The sequence below is a fragment of the Mesorhizobium sp. 131-3-5 genome, from assembly GCF_016756575.1.
In the GTDB taxonomy this organism is placed as follows: Bacteria; Pseudomonadota; Alphaproteobacteria; order Rhizobiales; family Rhizobiaceae; genus Mesorhizobium; species Mesorhizobium jarvisii.
Map to the genome: position 1 here is coordinate 1783768 of NZ_AP023254.1, position 17102 is coordinate 1800869.

At 60.5% G+C, this 17102-nt stretch carries 11 protein-coding genes and 1 pseudogene; 8 read left to right on the top strand and 4 right to left on the bottom strand.

Going from position 1 to position 17102, the window contains the following annotated elements; genetic code table 11:
- Nucleotides 1–5 precede the first annotated feature (5 nt).
- Entirely contained in the window at nucleotides 6–2234 is a 2229-nt protein-coding gene (locus JG747_RS08715) for an SAM-dependent methyltransferase (RefSeq protein WP_244748353.1), read from the bottom strand.
- A gap of 477 nt (nucleotides 2235–2711) precedes the next feature.
- Here JG747_RS08715 and JG747_RS08720 point away from each other — a divergent pair, with 477 nt between their 5' ends.
- Nucleotides 2712–4931 carry a mechanosensitive ion channel family protein gene (locus tag JG747_RS08720; protein ID WP_202361606.1) on the top strand — a complete coding sequence of 740 codons (2220 nt, stop codon included), beginning with the start codon at nucleotides 2712–2714 and terminating at the stop codon, nucleotides 4929–4931.
- Nucleotides 4932–8309: 3378 nt separating this feature from the next.
- Entirely contained in the window at nucleotides 8310–8648 is a 339-nt protein-coding gene (locus JG747_RS08725) for a nuclear transport factor 2 family protein (protein WP_202361607.1), read from the top strand.
- On the opposite strand, the gene JG747_RS08730 is transcribed toward JG747_RS08725, so the two are convergent.
- Nucleotides 8609–8794, bottom strand: a complete 186-nt coding sequence (locus JG747_RS08730; protein ID WP_202361608.1) for a hypothetical protein — start codon at nucleotides 8792–8794, stop codon at nucleotides 8609–8611. The two genes, JG747_RS08725 and JG747_RS08730, sit on opposite strands and share 40 nt — an antisense overlap.
- Between JG747_RS08730 and JG747_RS08735 the strand changes: the two genes are divergently transcribed.
- Nucleotides 8783–9892: a hypothetical protein gene (locus JG747_RS08735; RefSeq protein ID WP_202361609.1), complete on the top strand. Its 1110-nt coding sequence runs from the start codon at nucleotides 8783–8785 to the stop codon at nucleotides 9890–9892. The two genes, JG747_RS08730 and JG747_RS08735, sit on opposite strands and share 12 nt — an antisense overlap.
- A 533-nt stretch (nucleotides 9893–10425) precedes the next feature.
- On the opposite strand, the gene JG747_RS36855 is transcribed toward JG747_RS08735, so the two are convergent.
- Nucleotides 10426–10842, bottom strand: coding sequence for a TPR end-of-group domain-containing protein (locus JG747_RS36855; protein WP_244748354.1), 417 nt, complete (start codon nucleotides 10840–10842; stop codon nucleotides 10426–10428).
- 110 nt (nucleotides 10843–10952) lie between these two features.
- Nucleotides 10953–11075, bottom strand: a pseudogene (locus JG747_RS37770) (tetratricopeptide repeat protein); the annotation flags it as partial.
- A gap of 224 nt (nucleotides 11076–11299) precedes the next feature.
- On the opposite strand from JG747_RS37770, the gene JG747_RS37775 reads away from it, so the two are divergent.
- The 5 genes from JG747_RS37775 to JG747_RS08765 all read left to right on the top strand — a co-directional run bounded on the left by JG747_RS37775 (nucleotide 11300) and on the right by JG747_RS08765 (nucleotide 17011).
- Nucleotides 11300–11707 carry a lytic transglycosylase domain-containing protein gene (locus JG747_RS37775; RefSeq protein WP_446720612.1) on the top strand — a complete coding sequence of 136 codons (408 nt, stop codon included), beginning with the start codon at nucleotides 11300–11302 and terminating at the stop codon, nucleotides 11705–11707.
- A gap of 442 nt (nucleotides 11708–12149) precedes the next feature.
- On the top strand, nucleotides 12150–13238 hold the full coding sequence (locus JG747_RS08750; protein WP_202361611.1) for an IS110 family transposase: 1089 nt from the start codon (nucleotides 12150–12152) through the stop codon (nucleotides 13236–13238).
- A gap of 187 nt (nucleotides 13239–13425) precedes the next feature.
- Entirely contained in the window at nucleotides 13426–14451 is a 1026-nt protein-coding gene (locus tag JG747_RS08755; RefSeq protein WP_202361612.1) for an IS110 family transposase, read from the top strand.
- Nucleotides 14452–15373: 922 nt separating this feature from the next.
- Nucleotides 15374–16273, top strand: coding sequence for a LysR family transcriptional regulator (locus JG747_RS08760; protein WP_202361613.1), 900 nt, complete (start codon nucleotides 15374–15376; stop codon nucleotides 16271–16273).
- A gap of 108 nt (nucleotides 16274–16381) precedes the next feature.
- Complete coding sequence (locus JG747_RS08765; protein ID WP_202361614.1) at nucleotides 16382–17011, top strand: NADPH-dependent F420 reductase; 630 nt, start codon at nucleotides 16382–16384, stop codon at nucleotides 17009–17011.
- Nucleotides 17012–17102 lie beyond the last annotated feature (91 nt).

The window sequence follows — 17102 nt, forward strand, 5'->3', positions numbered from 1 at the left end:
CAAGTTCACCGCTGCTTGAGCACGGCCTCGACAGTGGCAGCAAAGTCATCGAGCGAGCGATCCCCACGAATCTCGATGCGCGGAAGGTCGATGGGATCGCAATCAAGGTCCGCCGGCCCGTGTTTGGCGCCGAAGCCGATCCGATAGCCGCACTCCTTGGCCAGCCGGCCAAGCCGTCGGTCAGTGACCGAGAAGGGCGCCGTGAATGCCGTGGTTGGCCGACCGGTCCAGCGTTCGATGAACATACGGGAGCGCAGGAGTTCGGCGGCCAGGTCAGAGCTCGACAGACCATCGATCGCGCGATGTGTCGCCAGATGGCTTCCGAAGAAGGCACCTTCGGCGGCGAGGCGTCGCACCGTCCCGGCGTCCATAAGCGGCGTCGGCGGACCGCTGTCGGCGTCCCACCGTGCACTTTCACCCACCAAGTCCGTCACCAGGAACACTTCCGCGGTCAGGTCGTTGGCGCGCAAGATCGGCCAGGCATGGTCGGCAAAGTTCTGGAAGCCGTCATCGAAGGTGATGAGCACTGGGCGGCCAGTGAAAGGTTGACGGTTGGCGATGAACTGTTCCAGCAGCTCTGAACTAATCGCGTGAAACCCATTGGCGCGCAGCCACGCCATCTGGCTGGCGAATGCGGCGAGCGTGAGCCGGAAACGGGCGAGGGCGGCCGGACCATCATCGCAGACGCTGTGATACATGAGGACAGGGATATGCTGCCGCCGTTCGTTGCGCGCGACGTCGCGGCGCAAGGCCCGCGCCCCACCCCAGATGATATTTCGCGCGACCCCGATTTCGATGGGCGCGCGGATTGGCACATGATCGATCATCGGTTCCGGCACCAAATCGTCTGGCGACAGGCGAAGGAAGCGGTCTATGCGGTAGAGCTCCGTCTGGATCGATTGCGCGAGCACGAGGCCCTCGGTCGCTGCCAGCGTGTCCGAGATCGCTTGGGCACCGAATGTGTTCCAGTCGAAGCCCGTCCTTTCAACATTGTCACGTAGCACGAACGCGTGTGCGCTGATGAAACTGCCGCCAGGCGCCAACGCCTCAGCGAATTTTTTGGTGATGCGCCGCAACTCCGCGAGATCATCCAGATAGTAGAGCACTTCCGAACAAAAGATCAGATCCATCTCACCCGGCAGCGTGTCCGCAGCGAAATCCAGCACGCCGAACTCAATGTTAGGCTGATCACTGCATCGCGCACGAGCCCGTTCGATGGCTATGGCGGAGATGTCGGTTGCGGTCAAATGGCCCACACGCAGCGCCAGCTGTCGCGTGAAGTGGCCCTCCGCGCAGGCCAGCTCAAGCGCCCGTCCGATAGGACCGGCGGGCAGGATCTCGAGCTGCCGCTGATATTTTTCCTGCTCATAGAGCGAGCCGTAGTTCCACGGATCCTCGGTAGCGAAATAGCTGTTCCAGAACGCCGTGCGATCATTCCTGTCCGCGGACCGTGCTCGGCGCGGCGTGGCAGGAGGCTGTGCTGGTTCGGCGCTCGACCGGACCAGCTCCCGCGCTTCAGCGGCCAATTGGGCGAGCTTGCCGAAGTGACTGTCCGGATCGGACGGGCGTTCGGCTGGGGACAACAACGCCTCGGCTGCAAGCGTGTTTAATGTGTCGGCACCGGCGCCCCCTTGCGGCACAGTTGATCTTCCTGCAAGCCTTGCCGCACTGTCAGTAAGCCGCTCAGCGGGCACGACATTCTGGATCAACTCAATCAAATGATCCCTTGTCACTGTCCCGAGCGCGCCAAACTGCACGACAGCCTCGATCTGGCCGTCGATCATCAGATAGGCATAAATTCGATCGATGCCTTCCGGGAGTTCGATCGCGGTCGGATTGCGAGCGTCGACGCCAATTCCAAGTGTCCGCGCCAGCTTGCGCGGCGCGGCAAGATCGTCGGCATCGAGAAGCATTTGCTCAAGCTGATACTGGACGCGGCGAGCTGCTGCGGGATTGTCCCAGACCTTGCCGAGTTCGATGATCAACTCGGTGATGGCCCCGCCGAACCTGTCCCACCTGGCAGCCAATTGCGCCGGCACCGACACGCTTCCGGCCATAAGGCCGTCGAAGACCACCTTGGCGATCTCATATATCCACTTACGTCCTGCCGGGAGCGCGCGCAGGGACTGCGGATCGATCGAGCGCGAGCCGCGGCCGCAATCCGACGCGGTGTTCCGCAACGCGGTCCACGCAAAGGCTTCAGAAGCGGTACCGCCGTCACTATCGTTGGCCATCGAGCTTTCGTTTTCTTCGGCAAGAGTCGGCGAATGTCAAAATCGGATGACGGCATCGGATGGCAGCACCGCTCTGTCAAGGTCGGTGCGGATTAGAGGCAGGCAAAAAGGCTTGGCGACAGGCTGAATAGCAAGCGCTCATGCCCCTCGTGTATGGCCTGGGATCCTGGTGCCGGCGTTCTGTGCCCAGAATCACCGATGCCCGTTCATGGAAACGCCCGGAGGCCCGAGACGAGGTCGAAATACCTCCCCTGGCGGCTAGTAGACACCGCCAAGTACCCGGCGCAACGGTCTAGCCCGCACCGATGACGCCTTGCGCCACAACATTGGCTTGTTGAAGTTAGTGTCAACGACGGACATAGATGTCGTTGCTTGCCGATTTGACCGGAAGGTTACAGCACGATGCCACGCATGATTCGACGATTGGGAGCCAGGAATCTGGCACGCCGGGCACGACGTCTCGGATATCTGACTGCGATGTTTGTCCTGATTGCCGGGCCGCTCGTCTGGGGTATCGCCCTCATGCTGGCCGGTCCGGCGCAGGCGCAGGCAGCGGCGAGCGTCCCGCCTGAAAGGGTCAAACAGCTGTTCGAGCTTCTCGACGATCCGTCAGTGAAGGCCTGGGTGGCCGAACAACGAAAACAGGACGCCGGGCCAACGGCAACGCCTGCCGCGGCAGGCGCTTCGCCAGCCGACGCATCGTCCGGCGCCGTGGCCGCACCAGCCCAGATGAATACGATGGCATCCTCGACGCTCGATCGGATCAAGCATCATATCGAAAGAATCGTGCGAACTTTGCCCTCGCTGCCAGGCCAGTTCGCGCGCGTTCGGGAAGCGACCATGGAGGATATGTCCAGCAGGGGGCCAGCCGGCATATTTCTGCTGATTGCGATTTTCATCGCCGCCGGCCTGGCGCTGACCTGGGCCACGTACAAACTCACCCGTCCATTTCGTCTTTGGATTATCGCACAACGGAAGGATACGCCCATCGGGCGGGCCAAGAAGATTGGTGGTCGACTGCTTTATTCCAGCCTGCTGATTGTCTCGTTCGCGGTCGGCAGCGCCGGCGCGTTCATGTTGTTCGACTGGCCAGTGCTCATCCGTGAGATTGTGCTGACATTTCTGATGGCTGCCGTCGTTACATGGGGTGTGCGCACGTACGTCATAGCCCTGCTCGTCCCTTCCTTCATGCGTGTCGAGAACGCCGTCGAGGTTCGTGCCTTGCCGATCACCAACGGGACGGCCGACCATTGGTCCTATTGGCTATCGCGGATCGTCGGCGTCTTCGCCTTCTTCGCAGCCGCTTTTGTCCTCCTGCCCGGTCTCGGCATCGATCGGGACGGAATGATGGTCCTGTTTCTGGGCGCCGATTTCGTGCTCCTGTTTCTGTGGCTGCTTGCTGTCTGGCGCCGGCCAAGAATGCGGCGGGACGATGGGCACGGTCACACGGCAGCAACATGGTTGTTGACTGCTTATTTCGTCGCTCTGTTTGTGGAGCGTATCGCCGGCCTGTACACATGGTTCTGGTTTACTTTGGCCGCATTCGTCCTGCCTTTGGCAATCGTGCTGACGCAGCGCGGGGTCAATTTCGTCCTACGGCCGGGTTCGGAAGATGTCGGCCGGCCTACCATCCCGGCGGTGACGATTGCGGTCATCGATCGCGGAATCCGGATGATGTTGATCCTGGCGGCGGCCTACTTCCTCGCGCGTGTCTGGGGCCTGGACATGCAATCCATGCGCGACAGCGATACGACGACGACGTTCATATTGCGCGGCTTGATCAACGTCGTGGTCATTGCCCTCGCAGCTGATTTCGGCTGGTCGATCATCAAGGCTTTGATCGAACGAAAGCTGGGCATCGAAATGCCGCACCCTGTGATCAGCGAGGAGGACGTTCCGATCCTCGATGCGCAGCAGGCACGGCTGCACACGCTCTTGCCGATCCTCCAGAACATGCTGCTCGCATTGATCATCGTGATGGCGGTGCTGATGATGCTCGCCTCTCTGGGTATCCAGATCGGCCCGCTGATCGCCGGCGCTGGCGTTGTCGGCGTCGCTGTGGGCTTTGGCGCACAAACAGTCGTCAAGGACGTCATTTCGGGCGTGTTTTTTCTGCTCGATGATGCGTTTCGTGTCGGGGAATATATTTCCTCGGGCAATTACAAGGGTACGGTGGAAAGCTTCTCGCTGCGCTCGGTGAAGCTGCGCCACCATCGTGGTCCGCTGTTCACCATACCGTTCGGCGAACTCGGGGCCGTCCAGAACCAGAGCCGTGACTGGGTTATCGACAAATTCAACATCACCGTCGGCTATGACACCGATATCGACTTCGCCCGCAAGCTGATCAAGCGGATCGGCCTCGAACTGGCGGAAGATCCCGAGTTCAAACACTGGGTGCTCGACCCGATCAAGATGCAGGGCGTACAGGAATTCGGCGAGTACGGCATCGTGTTGAGAGTCAAGGCCATGACCAGACCCGGAGGCGCCTTCGGTATGAAACGCAAATTCTATGTACGCATCCGCCAAGCCTTCAAGGAGCAGGGCATCGAACTGCCATTTCCGACCGTCCACGTCCAGGGCCTCCAGAACCCACACGAGGCAGAGAATGCGCCGTTGGAGATCCCACCCGAGTTGCAAATGGCCGTCGCCCAGTCGCACACCAATCGGCGCAGAAAAAAAGCTGGCACTACGGAGTAGGAAAGCTGTGACACCTGCCGGTCACAACGCGGCTTTTCGCGCATCGGCCGTGACCGGGAACTCTCTTATCTTCAACCGATTGAGATGAAGAAAGTGCCGTCACGAACCTCACTGGCCCCGACGGTACTTTGAAATGTTCGGCCGGGAGTATGCCGGAGGTCCGTTGGACGTGACGTTGGTGTCAAACTGTACGTGCCGACAGATGCCGAACGCCAGCGAACGGATTTATTCAATGCTTTGTGGCGCACATTCTGAAAGTCAGGTTGAGTGGCCTTGATCACGCCCCTGCGATGCGGTCTATTTCGTCGCAGCCGCGGTAAGCGCCGTTTGGTTAGTAGAACACGGCGTCTTCGTGGATTGCGGCTAGCTCACGACTCTCGCTCAAGGTCCGTCTCCTCATCTCCACCGATAACAGGAACACGCAGTGTAGGAGGGGACTTTCGCAAACGACGGCGATGCAGCCGCCCGGACCGGCAGCGCTCTTGCACAGGATCCACATGCACAAGATCGCGCAACGCTGCGCAATCTGGAGGCCAAGTTCGGTGACCGGAGAACGGCATCCGCCGCTCGCTGAGGTCATTCGGCCTCCGCTTGGGCGAGGTCGGACGCGGGGCCTTCGAGCAGGTGGAGCGCCGGGCGATCCGCTGCCGGCCGAACTGATAGACGCCATGCTGTCGGCGCGCGCGGCACTGTGGAGGCAGTATTTGCTGGGCTCACGAAATCGTGTTTAAGATCCTTGGGCGTATTGGCTGATGTGCAAGTGCCATCGGTGGTCAGGAATACAATAGCCGACGTCCGCGACGCTTCCGCTTGCGCTTCGGCCTTTTCCATTCAGATGCAGGGAACCAAAAACCCAGCTTCAACACTTCGTCGACGCTTGTGCCACTCAGAACGGGTGAAAGCGGGCTGAGACCATGGCCAGAATTCGAGAGGACCGTTGATCCTCCCCGATAGTCACCTTTGCCCTGACGCTTCGGCACCCCACTCCCCCAAGCCAACAAGATTGCAATATTAGCGCAGGCTTGAGGGATGAACCAGACGCGCCAAGCACCTTTTCATGGCGGAGGGCAGCATCGAGGGCGAAAAGGTCGCGAACTGGTAGTCGCGAACACGTTGTGCTTGGTGCGAAGCTATGTGGCACCAAAGCGAAGGAAGTCATTGATTGACAGCCGGATTGAATACGCGAAACAGCCCGCCTTCGGAGCCACTTGTCGGTGGCACGGGGCGGGCTGCGGAAGCTTTGGAGTGTCCGAGCTCGTCTGAAATGCTTGCTTCCTGCCGCGCAAACTTCACAAGAGCGAGCTTGTTCCATCAGCCTTTGCTGAGAGTTGCGGAAACATGCTTCTGAATATCAGGTACCGCTTATGAAGCAAAAATGCCCGCCAGCTTTTGGTAGCGGCAAGCTCCAACAGAAACATTGCACTGAATGCGAAAAGTGCAGCGCCGGAAGCGATTGGGCGCGCTGTGTCCCACAGACACGCTATATGCCGACACACCTTGGTATGAATCCGTAAATTGTCTTGAAGGGGCAGGCTTTAAGGCACATAGTTCTTAGCGCCGGTCTCTCCTTCCCTGGACTGGTCCGGTGCATGGCCCGGCCTGCGAAATGCTCTCCTTTTCATTGCGCAGGCCGAGGTCCCCGTACACTTGCCCGCACCGTGTTAGGCCCGAGCGTCTCCTGGAGGCTTGCTCTGGCCCCGATGCAGCACAGAAGGCCGGCGTTGATTGAGGGACTGGTGCAACTGCGTCCGCGGCGGCGCGGCCGAGTGCCGACCCCGTTCGCCGTCCTAGGGGAGGACTTGCTAGCCTGCCACGCGAACAAGGGCAGCTAGACGGCCGGCGAATTTGCGCCGGCCGGACCCATGACTGCTTGATAGCCCATAGTTGGGGCAGGGCGAGCGTTGATACGTGGAGCGTCGGCTGCTCGGCGCCTGATGTCGGCCGTTAAAGTCGTATGAGGGCGAAGCTCCGGGAGATCAAGGACCGGCTGCGATGGTTGAGAAACCAGCCAATTCGCGAACAGCCGAAATGGCTCAGGCAGGTCGTCCGCGGATACTCTGACTATCACGCGGTGCCCGCCAACCTGCGATCACTTCGGGCATTTCGGGAGCATGTCATCTTCCTCTGGAAGCTGGCTCTGAGACACCGTGGCCAAATGGACACGACGTCGACATCCCGAGTGGAAAAGCTCGCAGCGCAATAGCGAAGACGCGGGTCGAGCAAATCCCGCCGAAGACGAAGAAGCGGCTAGGGCCTTTGCCGTCACCACATCCTAGTTGATTCTGCAAGGAAGTGCATATTGTTTCACATATGCGATGATCTCATCTGCTTCGTCTATCGGGTATTGCTTAGGCAACTCCGCCCTATCGCTAGGTTCTGATGGCGGCATCGACCGCTGGAGCGTGAGAAGTTCTGGACGGCACTCGGACACGATCTCGCGTACGATTAGGTCCGGGCGCTCACAAAGATCCTTGAATTTACTTTCCGCGATCGCCAGGCAGACTTCATACGTCTCCTTCGGCGTCTCGGCTGTTGCAGTGCCGATAGGTATTGCCGCGACAACTAAGAGATAGACCGCTGCTCTCATGATGCAGCATCGCGCGCAAGCTTCGCCCCCGCAAGGGAGCGCTTGACGATTGAGGCGAATGAGAGCGTCGCTTTACTTCTTGGCCACTATTCCATCCGAGAAATAATCCTACTCGGGGTCCACCGACATGTTTGTGAAAGGAAGCACCGCCACCGATGGCTTGAACGGGAGCGGCAAATGCTCCGCTGGTCGGCAATCCCCCGCGTTCGACATCACTCCTTAATTGCGCCGCGAAGGAAACGACCGAGGACGCTCGGGTACAATAGCGTGTTACTGCGTAAAAGGGGCGGTGGCTGGGGTCTTTTGATCTTTTTGAACTTTCTGGGGCGCACCTCAGCCCGAATTACGAGTGGGACACTAGATTCGGTTTTTGGATAGCTTTGAGGGCATCGACTTCTGGCACATGAGCCTGATAGCGCATCAGCACGAACCCCCACTGGTAGAGGGCCACGAACCCGAAACCAACCTTCTCCGGCTTAGGAGGTCGCGCGACGTTAATCGAACCCGATTTCCTCGGCCTTGATGTGAATGGCAGGTTCGCGCCGCATGTCTGCCGCAGGGACAGGTTTAGCCTGCCCTGACGCATACACCTTCTGGACGACACGGGAGGCCGTGAGTGGCCCGAAGCGTCAAAATGAACTTCAGGTCACCAAATAAATGGTGCTAAGGCTCTTTGATGTATGAGATTCTTCTAATATACTATTGGTGGAAGGGATCAAATCGCAAATGCGCGACGGGATGCTTTCTTGCTCTATTTACTCGATAGCTCGACTCATGCGCGGGGAGGGAACATGGGCAGCTTGGACATCGCAAAGGAGGGCTACGAAGCATTTTCGCGTGGAGACATGGCCAAGTTCATGGCCCTCTGCGACGACGACATCGAATGGATCTACTACGGATCCGTGCCTTGGCCGGGCTCTTTCCGAGGCCACGGCGAGGTCATGCGTTTCTTCGGAATTCTGGCTGGCGCTATCGAAATCAGTGCGTTTGGACCTGACGAATTCATTGTGAGCGAAGATGATGTAGCTGTCACAGGGCGCACATCAGCGCGGATCCAGTCGTCCCGCGCCCTTTATGAGAACCGCTGGGCTCACTTCATGAAAATGCGTAACGGCAAATTGGCGCGCTGAAGGAAGCTGTCGAGCAGCTCGATCGCGCGCTGGCCTTCATCGAAGCCGACCCAGAATGTGCAGACGAACCGACGCTTGCCGAGGTCGTCGTCGACCGCATGCTTGTCTGCTGCTGGGAGGCCGACTTCGCCGGCATGATCCGCCACGCGGAGCGCTGGCTGCCGCAGATCGAAAAACTCGGGCCGAGCCGCGCGCTTTCGCGGACGCTCGCCTGGCTGGGCGAGGGCTATCTGAACGCGGATCGGTTCGAGGAAGCCGAGGCGGCGCTCGACCGCGCCCTGCAGATCGGAACGACGATTGGGGACCGGGAGAGCATCGCCTACGCGAAATGGGATCAGCTCTGGCTCGAGGAATTGCGCCCCGATGGCAGGGCGTCCGAGACTTTCGATGAGACCGCAAATGAAATCCTGGCCACCGCTGACGCGCTCGGCGATGCCTACCTCGAGACCCTGACCTGTTATCTCGCAGGTACGAGGGCGCTGCAGTTTGGCGACATTGCCACGACCCTCGCCTGGGCGAACCGCTCGCTCGCGCTCGGCGAGCGGGCCCATTATCCGCCGGCCCGGTCCATGGGCCATATGCTTACGAGTTTCGCTTTGGCAGTGGCGGGCAACGGCGCCGGCGCTCTCGCTAGCGCCGAAGCGGCTTCCTTCGCCTCCGGTGGCCGCACCGAACAGATGGGCGCGGCGGCCGCGACCGCCCTCGCGCTGTTGACACTTGGCCGTTTCGCCGAAGCGAACGAAACCTTCACTCGCCTCTATGAAGACATCGACAAGGCGGGTTTCCGCGCATTGCTGCCAGCGGTGGAGGTGCCGAAATGGGCTGCGATCGCCGCGATCGGGCGCGTCCGAGAGGCGATCGCGGGTCTCGAAAGCGCCATTGCTTTGTTTACGAGGTGGCGCAATTCCCGGCTGGTCGCCTGGGCTCACCTTATGCTCGGCGATCTTCACAAGATCATGGTCGAAATGCCGACGCCGCCAATCTCGGCGGCGTTCCGCGATCCGATCCTGGCGTTCATCTTCATGACCGCGCGCGCGAGGGCCCGGCGCCATTACGAACGCGCCGCTGACATAGCGCGCAGTGCAGCGACGCGGGGATTTCTCATGCAGGCGCTTATGGGAGCCGCTCTGCCGCCGATCGGGAGAGGTGACAAGAGCGATCCGAGGCTCAAGGAGGCGCGCTTAATTGCGGAAGCTCTCGGCGCTTCCACTGCGATCACTCGGATTGACCAGGTCACTCAATAACGTCGCGAGATCGTTCAGAGCCCGAGGGCGTTGCTCTTGGATCGCTTACGTGCCACAGGCCTTGCAGGCTGTATCGGGATGTGCGTAGTCCAGGACGAGTTCTCATCTTTGTCTTCTCCGGATCCCCAATTTCAACATGAATATCAAATATTAGTTGATGATCATTTTGGCGAGTGTCCCCATGCTTTTCGCGCGGAAGCACCACGGAAGCACAAGAGGTCGGACCAATTTCGATGCGATAATCCTTGGGCGTATAAACCGGAATTGCCACGCGCGGGGGGCAGCCAAAGCGCGTCAACCGACAATAACCGCTCACTACCGAAACACCTTACATTTAGTAGCTCAGAAACACCCCTTGCCAGCAATCCCGCCATCGGTAGGCTTGGCGGAATTTTGAAGCCTCAGACGTTGCCCTCGTCAAAGCCATGGCGGGTAGCTGGGGGATTTTTTTGATTTGGTCTTTGGCACCGGCTAAATTCCCGAGCACAGCGAACTGAAGCAATGGCCCAGGGGCGGACCTGCCCTCAACCAGCTCATTTTCCGGGCTTCATATTCAGGGTTGTTGCTTCACTCTCCTCATGGCCTGCCGACATTCGAGCACCAGTCGCGGCTATTTGGGCCTCTATCCGATGGACAAGCGCGACATAATGGGGATGAGCGCGGAGCGAGTCGAGGTCACTATCCCGACGCATCCAAGGCATGCGCAAAATGAGGTAGGCATGTGATGCAGTTAGCTGACGTTCCAGGCAATCGATAGCCTGCTCCGTCTTGCCCAGCTTCGCATAAAAACAGCCTATGTTGTACTGAACCGCAATGTTGTCTCCGGCGAACATTTCAGCACGGGAGGCCCACGACAGGGCGTGTTCAATCTCGCCAATTTCCGCCAGCATTGTGGCGCCGTAACATAGCGCGGTGGCATTGTCGGGGTGCGCTTTGACTTCCTTTTCCACTCCCAGCACACCTTGCCTTGCTGCTTCCTTGGCGTCGTCGCCGCGGCCAAGTGAGAAACATAGACCATCCCTAGATTGGTCCAGACCCGATAGTCATCAGGTGACAACGATGCGGCACGCTGGTACAGAGCGGCAGCTTTCTCGTATTGACCTTGAATGAAACAATTCCGGCCGTAAGAGAAATAGGTATCGGAAGAACTGGCGTCTAACTCTAAAGCTCGCTCGAACTCCACTTCCGCCTCGGCATACCGGCCACTTACGAACAAGGCCCCGCCACGTGATGCGTGCGCGACCGCGCGACCGCAGCGAGAAGGATTGAACGATGCGCGCTCGCCGTCCGTCGACGAGCCATCGCGGTGCGCCCGGGCCGCTTCGTGCTGCCCGGCGCATAGCTCTGCTCCTCCTTTGCGGCCTGTCCGTTGCGACCGTCATACCTGCGGCGACAGCGGCGCAGGACTTGGCCATCGCACGATCGTCGCAGCGCGATCCGTTCGGCGCGCACATCAGCGAAGCCTCGCAGCGCTTCGGCGTTCCGACCGCGTTGATACGCGCCATCATGCGCAAGGAGAGTGCGGACGATGTGCGCGCCGTCTCCAGCGCGGGCGCCCGCGGCTTGATGCAGATCATGCCCGGCACATGGGACTATCTGCGCGCCCGCTGGTCGCTTGGCCGCGATCCGTTCGATCCCCGGGACAACATCCTGGCAGGAACGGCGTATCTGCGAACTGCACGATCGCTTCGGCTCGCCGGGGTTTCTGGCCGCCTACAACGCGGGACCTGCACGCTACGAAGCCTACCTCGCTGGGCGTCCGTTAACGGTCGAGACCCGCGCCTATGTCGCGACGCTCGCACCCCTGATCGGTGAAAGCGAGGGTATACGCCCTTTCGCCGTTACGCCTGTCGAGGCCATTCCTTGGAAGCACAGCTCGCTCTTCGTAGGTCAGCTGGATCACATACAAGCTGTCGGTCTCGTGCCGACGAGCCACCACCAAATGACGCGAAGTCTGCACCCATCGTGCGCGATGTCTCCGCCATCGTGCCGCTGTCCGAAGTCCTCTTCGTAGCGCGAGCGGGCGAAGGGATCCAGCCATGAGCGCGTATGGGCGTTTTCGCGCAACCGCAAGCTCCAGCGCACCGTGGCGTGGGTGGAGGCGGAGGGTGGGCAGAATGACCGGAAGATTGCCGCCCGTAATCGGGGCGAGCGCCTTGCCGAGCAGCAAAACTGTGCGTCGGCCGCGGGTCAACTGGCGATCGCCGGCGACTCGGCGGCAGAATCTGCTCCTGTGAAGCAACGCAGGAGGCGAACGATGGAATTCTTTTGCGGACTGGACGTAGCGATGGACGAGACAGCGGTGTGCGTCGTCGACGATCATGGCGTGGTGCATCTTGAGACGACAGCCGTGACTGATCCCGACGCGCTGTTTGGCGCGTTGAAGCCGTTTCTGCCGCGCTTGCGGCGTGTAGGCCACGAGGCTGGCGCGCTGTCGCCCTGGCTGCATCCCGAGCTCAAGAAACTTGGCCTTCCGGCCGTCTGCCTGGAGACGCAACACGTGCGCGCCGCACTGTCGGCGCAGCGCAACAAGACCGACAAGGCCGATGCGCTCGGCATCGCCCACATCATGCGCACCGGCTGGTTCCGGCAGGCCCATATCAAGTCGGAAGGCTGCTACCGGACGAAGCTTTTGCTGACGCACCGGCGCAATCTGAAGGCCAAGTTCTTCGACCTGGAGAACGCCATCCGCCATTCGCTGAAGGCATTCGGCATCCGCTTAGGCAAGGTCGGACGAGGAGCCTTCGAGCAGGCAGTGCGCACCGCGGTGGCCGACGATCCGATGACCAGCGAGCTGATGGACGCCATGCTGTTGGCGCGCGCAGCGCTGTGGAGGCAGTATTGCCGGCTGCACGATCTCGTCGTCAAAATGGTGGCACGTAGCGAGCTGTGCCGACGCTTCATGGCAATCCCCGGCGTCGGCCCCGTCACGGCACTTTCGTTCATGACGGCCATCGATGATCCGTCGCGCTTCCGCCGCTCACGCGACGTCGCGGCCTACTTCGGGCTGACCTCGCGGCGTTGGCAGTCGGGCACCTCGATCGACGTTCAGGGTCGCATATCAAAGGCCGGCGACGCTGATGTGCGACGCTCGCTTTACGAGGCGGCTTCGGGGCTGATGACGCGCTTCAAAGGCTCCGACAAGGTCAAGAGCTGGGGCCAGGCGATCGCCAAACGTTCCTGCCACCGCAAGGCCTGTGTCGCCGTGGCGCGTAAGCTGGCGGTGATCATGCACGCGATCTGGACCGACGGAACGTTCTATGTCGGCGATCCGGCGGCAAGCCAGGCGGAAGCCGGCCGGCGTGCCCATCACAAGGATCGCAAGCTGCTCGGAGCGCATCGATGAGCAGAAGACCGAGAGTTGAAACGCATGGCGCCGGCACGCTGACGGGCGCCATCTGACACAAGGAATCCGCTCCGGCGGATGAGAACCGATGCAGACCAGGAACGACGGAACGCACGTTATCTTATGGGATGGCCCGCCCCTCCGGTTGCGGACAAACTGCTAGTCCGTGTCAGAAGGAGGAAGGAAAATGAACATCGTCGTACTCGGAATCGATCTTGGAAAGACGCTCTGCAGCATGGTCGGTCTCGATCGTGAAGGAGCGGTTGTGCTGCGTCGTCGGATACGCCGTGCGTCGCTTGCTGCATTCGTCGAAAAGCAATCGCACTGCATCATTGGCATGGAGGCGTGCTGTGGTGCTCATCACTTCGCTCGTCAGTTTGCCTCGCTCGGACACAATGTCCGGCTAATGCCACCAGAGTATGTGAAACCGTACGTGAAATCGCACAAGAAGGATGATCGCGATGCGGAGGCAATCGCCGAGGCGGCGACACGGCCGACAATGCGCTTCGTGCCGATCAAGTCGGAAGAGCAACTCGATGTGCAGACTTTGCACCGTGCGCGCGAGCGGCTGGTCGGCACTCGGACGGCGCTGATCAATCAACTGCGCGGTGTGCTTTTCGATCGCGGCATCGTCATCGCCAAGGGGCGCCCAAAGCTGAACCTGTGGCTGCGCGAGAACCTACCGGACAACACGCTCCTAACCACCAGGATGCGGCAACTCGTTGATGACATGGTCGACGAATTGCACGCGCTCGATCGTCGGATCAAGCAGCTCGATCAAGAGTTCGAAGCGCTCGCGAAGAGCGATCAACGGGCTCGTCTGTTGCGCAGCGTGCCAGGCATTGGCGCGCTCAACGCAACGGCGCTGGCGGCAGCGGTTGGCGACGTGTCGGCGTTTGCAAAAGGGCGTGACTTTGCTGCCTGGCTGGGGCTTGTTCCGCGTCAGATCACGACCGGCGGCAAGCCGCGGCTGACGGGGATCAGCAAGCGCGGGAGCACCTACATGCGCGTTCTGTTGATCCATGGCGCGCGAGCGGCACTGCCATATCTGGCGCGAATGGACACCCAGCTCGGCGCCTGGTTGCAAGCGCTGCTCCAGCGCGCCAAGCGCAACGTGGTGGTGGTTGCACTCGCCAATAAGCTGGCCCGGATCGCCTGGGCCGTGATGTCGAACCAGCGCCCCTACGAAGCCGTCGTGGCCTCGAAGGGGTAACGAGTTTGGCCGAGCAGGAGCGTCCCGGCTACTGCTCGGCCGCATGAAGTCTGCGGGAGGATGTGCAGAGAGATGGCCCAACGGTTGATCGGCGTTCGGCAGACCTGTCGGCAGGCAGCGGCCCTTTCGAGGTCGTGTATCTTGTTAGGAGCCGGGCGCGCGAATCTCCATCTTGGCAGGGCGTCCAAAACGCCGAGGCCGGATACATTGGTGCAGACCGAGTGTGCCTCTCAAAACATTCCGCTTGCAGACGGGGCGGGCCATACATTGCCTGCGGCCGCGCCGATCGCAAGACGGCCGGACCGCGCCGGATTGCCTGTGACGATGCTCCGTCACTCCGATGGAAAAGTGCGCCACGACGGTTCCCGTGCTGCAAATAAGCAGCGCTGCTACCCCGTCGCAGAGCGCGGAAGACTGCACGGCGCATCGGAACTCGACCTCGGAATTCCGGATCGTGACGCAGAGAATAGATTCGTATATTGTCGCACTATAGAAGAGGAACGACGATGTTACAGAGGTCTCACGAAGCACAACCGATTAAGACGGCAAGATAAAAGGCCGCACGTTGTGCGGCGATCGGTTGGTTGTTTTTGCTGGCGTTTTCGCCATTTCTCGCACGTTGTGAGCCTTTGCTGCAATGTGCGATTTTATAATATGTTATTGATTTAGTGTGAGAATCTACAAGGTGCCAAGCGTATCCGCTGGCTATACCGGCTTCCCCTCTTGTCTTTCAAACGTCTGCACCGGGGCCGCAAGCGGTCCTTCAGCTTACCGGATCATGTTGTTTGGAAGCGGCCGTTCCGTCTGCGGGCCCCTATCGGTGATTTTCGTACTCGTCAGTCCGAAATAAACGTTCGCTGACCACAAACGATCTGTTTGCGATTATGGTCGCTTCCTGAGAATCGCTACGAGGTTTCCCAGCATGGACAGACTGGCATGCGACCGGATGTTCGTCGCGGTCGTCGAGCGCCGTAGCCTGTCCGGCGCGGCGCAAAAGCTCGGCGTGAGTTCGGGGCAGGCGTCCAAGCTGGTTTCCCGGTTGGAGGAAGAATTGGGCGTGCAGCTGCTCCACCGCACCACCCGCTCCGTATCGCCCACCGAGGCCGGGCGCGCCTATTTCGAGCGTATCAAAAGCCTGCTCGAGGAACTGGATGAACTGGATTCCACCATACGCAGCGTTTCAGGGGAAGCACGAGGCCGGCTTGTCATATCCGTGCCGATTACCTTCGGCACCCAGGTCCTCGCACCACTCTTGGCCGAGTTCGCGCAGGCGCATCCGCTGATCGAACTCGACGTGTCGTTCTCCGATCGTGTGGTCAACCTGGTGGAGGAAGGTTTCGATCTCGCCCTGCGCATCGGCACCTTGCGCGACAGCAGCCTCATTGCGCGAAAGCTCTGCCCGATCCGCCTGGTGACAACGGCAGCGCCATCCTATCTCACCGCATTCGGGGTTCCGCATCGTCCCGAGGACGTGACAGAACATGCCTGCATCCTCGACACCAACCTCGCCGACGGGGCCAGCTGGCGTTTTGCCCGCGGCTTGTCGGTGCCAATCCGTGGCCGGCTGCGATTCTCCAACGCCGAGGCCTGCGCGGCCGCGGCTGCGATTGGCTTGGGTCTGGTGCAAGGTCCAAGCTTCGTCGCCGGCGAGCGCATTCGGACCCGCCAGCTCATTCCTGTGCTAGCCGATCACGAGGCCGACCCGATGGCTCTCTGGGCCATCTACACCACCGGCCGGCACCTGGCGGCCAAGGTGCGTGTGATGGTGGATTTCCTGGTCTCGCATTTCCAGGACAGTCCGCCTTGGGATCAAGATTGGTAGACTTTCCAATTTGGAAGGTGTCTTCTGCATTTTGACTGGATAGTTGTCGATGTGGAACAAGTCCATATTCCCGTCATCGCCGCAAGGCAAACGATAGGAGTACAGAAAATGACCCTCGCAATCATCGGTACCGGCAATATGGCCAAAGGCCTCGCCACAGTATTTTCGACCGGCGGCAACGCCATCGTCCTCGGTTCGCGCGATCCCTCGGAAGCCGCCTCGGTCGCCGGCAGCTTCGGCGACGCCGTCTCCGCCGCTTCGATCCCGGATGCCGTCGCCAAGGCCGACATCATCTTCCTCGCCGTGCCCTACGATGCCGCCGCCGAAGTCTTGAAGGCGGCTGGCGACCTGGCGGGCAAGATCGTCGTTGACCTGACCAACCCAATGAAGGCCGATTTTTCCGGCTTGGCCATCGGCTTTTCAACCAGCGCTGCGGAAGAAATTGCGCGGCTCGCCCCGCGGGCCAAGGTGGTGAAGGGCTTCAACACGCTGTTTGCGTCGGTGCTGCAGAATGGCGGCCAGGTTGCCGAAATCCCGGCAACGGTGCTGTTGGCCGGCGACGACGCAGACGCTGTCGCCGAGGTCGAGGCCCTGGTGAAGTCAGCCGGCCTCAAGGCCATCGTCGTCGGTCCTCTCACCGCCTCGCGCAACATCGAGGCCGTGGCCGCTCTCAACATCGGCCTCGGATATGGCCAGGGCAAAGGCACCAATATCGCTCCGACCTGGGTCGGCATCTAACCCAGGAATTCATCGCTCTGTGGCTTCGGTGGCTGGGGAGCGACATGGACGAACAAATCGGCAAGCAGCAACGCGTCACTTGATATCGGTT

Bases quoted from the DNA above. Each gene is read 5' to 3' on its own strand.
- JG747_RS08720 (WP_202361606.1), top strand. From the start codon at position 2,712: ATGTTTGTCCTGATTGCCGGGCCGCTCGTCTGGGGTATCGCCCTCATG.
- JG747_RS08765 (WP_202361614.1), top strand. From the start codon at position 16,382: ATGACCCTCGCAATCATCGGTACCGGCAATATGGCCAAAGGCCTCGCC.
- JG747_RS08760 (WP_202361613.1), top strand. From the start codon at position 15,374: ATGGACAGACTGGCATGCGACCGGATGTTCGTCGCGGTCGTCGAGCGC.
- JG747_RS08725 (WP_202361607.1), top strand. From the start codon at position 8,310: ATGGGCAGCTTGGACATCGCAAAGGAGGGCTACGAAGCATTTTCGCGT.
- JG747_RS08750 (WP_202361611.1), top strand. From the start codon at position 12,150: ATGGAATTCTTTTGCGGACTGGACGTAGCGATGGACGAGACAGCGGTG.
- JG747_RS08755 (WP_202361612.1), top strand. From the start codon at position 13,426: ATGAACATCGTCGTACTCGGAATCGATCTTGGAAAGACGCTCTGCAGC.
- JG747_RS08735 (WP_202361609.1), top strand. From the start codon at position 8,783: ATGATCCGCCACGCGGAGCGCTGGCTGCCGCAGATCGAAAAACTCGGG.
- JG747_RS08715 (WP_244748353.1), bottom strand. From the start codon at position 2,234: ATGGCCAACGATAGTGACGGCGGTACCGCTTCTGAAGCCTTTGCGTGG.